The sequence below is a fragment of the Endozoicomonas sp. genome (genome assembly GCF_051008435.1).
In the GTDB taxonomy this organism is placed as follows: domain Bacteria; phylum Pseudomonadota; class Gammaproteobacteria; order Pseudomonadales; family Endozoicomonadaceae; genus Endozoicomonas_A.
Genome location: NZ_JBPCXO010000575.1, coordinates 1 through 1788, shown reverse-complemented (window position 1 = coordinate 1788; position 1788 = coordinate 1). Strand labels below are relative to the sequence as shown.

The 1788-nt window shown below is 47.7% G+C and carries 3 protein-coding genes and 1 pseudogene; 2 read left to right on the top strand and 2 right to left on the bottom strand.

Annotated features, from left to right (window positions below; translation table 11 throughout):
• Positions 1-118: pseudogene (locus ACR2PX_RS29415) on the top strand (IS701 family transposase); the annotation flags it as partial.
• Positions 119-411: 293 nt separating this feature from the next.
• A complete protein-coding gene (gene folD / locus ACR2PX_RS29410; RefSeq protein WP_434002905.1) occupies positions 412-1266 on the top strand; it encodes a bifunctional methylenetetrahydrofolate dehydrogenase/methenyltetrahydrofolate cyclohydrolase FolD in 855 nt (284 codons plus the stop codon).
• An 84-nt stretch (positions 1267-1350) separates the two neighbouring features.
• Here folD and ACR2PX_RS29405 read toward each other — a convergent pair whose 3' ends face one another.
• Together ACR2PX_RS29405 and ACR2PX_RS29400 are read right to left on the bottom strand one after the other, a co-directional pair.
• On the bottom strand, positions 1351-1503 hold the full coding sequence (locus ACR2PX_RS29405; protein WP_434002906.1) for an endonuclease: 153 nt from the start codon (positions 1501-1503) through the stop codon (positions 1351-1353).
• 26 nt (positions 1504-1529) lie between these two features.
• Positions 1530-1788, bottom strand: a 259-nt coding sequence (locus tag ACR2PX_RS29400; RefSeq protein WP_434002904.1) for an integrase core domain-containing protein, incomplete at its 5' end; no start/stop codon positions are given.

Below are 1788 nucleotides of genomic sequence, written 5' to 3'. Positions count from 1 at the left end.
GAATATTTATCAGCACCAACGGGGGCTATTTAAAGAGACGGTTGGTAAATTCATTGAGAGTTTTGCAAAGAGTAAAGACCACCTGCTACCAAAATTAGCAGGTGCCATCAATGCGTAAGTCCTATATTCTCACGAATCCATCGAATAATTCGACTCGTTCTACTGAAATTTATGCTCGAAAGCATAAGTCCGACAGGCTCCTAGGACATCTATGGGTTAAGGCAGACTCATGAATCCTCCTGGAACCGCTATGGAGTGACAGACACTGACAGGGTTCCTGAACCAAAGCTCTAAAATGATTAGATTCAAACACGCCTATTCATCGGTTCTGACTATTCAATTCATGAACAAGGACGGACTTCCATGATAAAATGAGGAACTCGTCCGCTTAACAGGCATCCACCAAAAACCATGACCGCTAGAATCATTGACGGCAAGGCCATTGCCGAAAAACTGAAAGATTCACTTGCTGAACGTGTTAAACAACGGATTGAACAGGGACTCAGGGTACCGGGTCTGGCTGTTATTCTGCTGGGTGACGACCCAGCCTCTCAGGTTTATGTAGGCAAAAAAAGAAGCGATTGTGAACGAGTGGGCTTTCACTCCGTCTCTCATGACCTGCCCGCATCCACCAGTGAAGCCGATTTATTAAGTCTTATTGACCAGCTGAATGAAGATCCTGCTATCGACGGCATTCTTGTACAGCTGCCATTGCCTGAGCACATCAATTGCGACCTGGTGATAGAACGTATTCGTCCTGATAAGGATGTAGACGGCTTCCACCCCTACAATATTGGCAGACTGGTTCAACGCATCCCCATGCTGCGCCCCTGCACCCCAAAGGGCGTTATGACGCTTCTGGAGAGCACCGGTGAAGCCATTCGTGGCAAGAATGCGGTGATTGTCGGCGCATCCAATATCGTTGGTCGCCCCATGACCATGGAATTACTGCTGGCAGGTTGCACCACCACCACAGCCCACCGCTTTACACACGATCTTGATAAGGTCGTTGGCGAAGCAGAAATTCTGGTGGTTGCTGTTGGCAAGCCCGGACTGGTCAAAGGTGAATGGGTTAAAGAAGGTGCTATTGTCATCGACATCGGCATCAATCGTATGGACGACGGCCGACTGGTAGGCGACATTGAGTTCGAAACCGCCCAGCAAAAAGCCAGCTGGATTACACCGGTACCTGGCGGCGTTGGCCCCATGACCGTTGCAACACTTCTTGAAAACACTCTTTACGCTGCAGAACATCTTCACGACTAACAGACACGATGGTTGAAAAGCTCCGTAGAACAGGCCGGAGCTTTTCTTACTTGAGCTGAGCACACAAACTTATGTCAACAGAACCTAATACTGCATTGAATCATCGCATGGTTTGAACTCACCCGGGTCCAACAACTCTCCCCAGATCAGTTCCACCCAGTGAGGATGATCGATAAAGGGGTTTCTATTTCCCTGAAACCGAAAAACCGCATCATTTCTGGCCCGCTCAAAATTGATCTGAGGCAGTAAAAATGGACACCGAATTAAGCCACTTCCGATAGCTCATATTTTTCAGGGCTTACATATCCCAAAGAACTATGCCGACGAGTTCGATTATAATCAACTTCGATGTATTCAAACACGGCATGGCGCATCTGATCTCGACTCATCATGGGCTCGTAAAGCACAGCCTCCACCTTTAAAGAATGAAAGAAGCTTTCAACGCAGGCATTATCCCAGCAATCACCCTTACGACTCATACTTTGCTGCAGTCCATTTTCACAGAGGATATTACGAAAAGCC

Excerpts from the sequence above, each read along its gene's own strand:
- folD (WP_434002905.1), top strand. The coding sequence starts at position 412 with ATGACCGCTAGAATCATTGACGGCAAGGCCATTGCCGAAAAACTGAAA.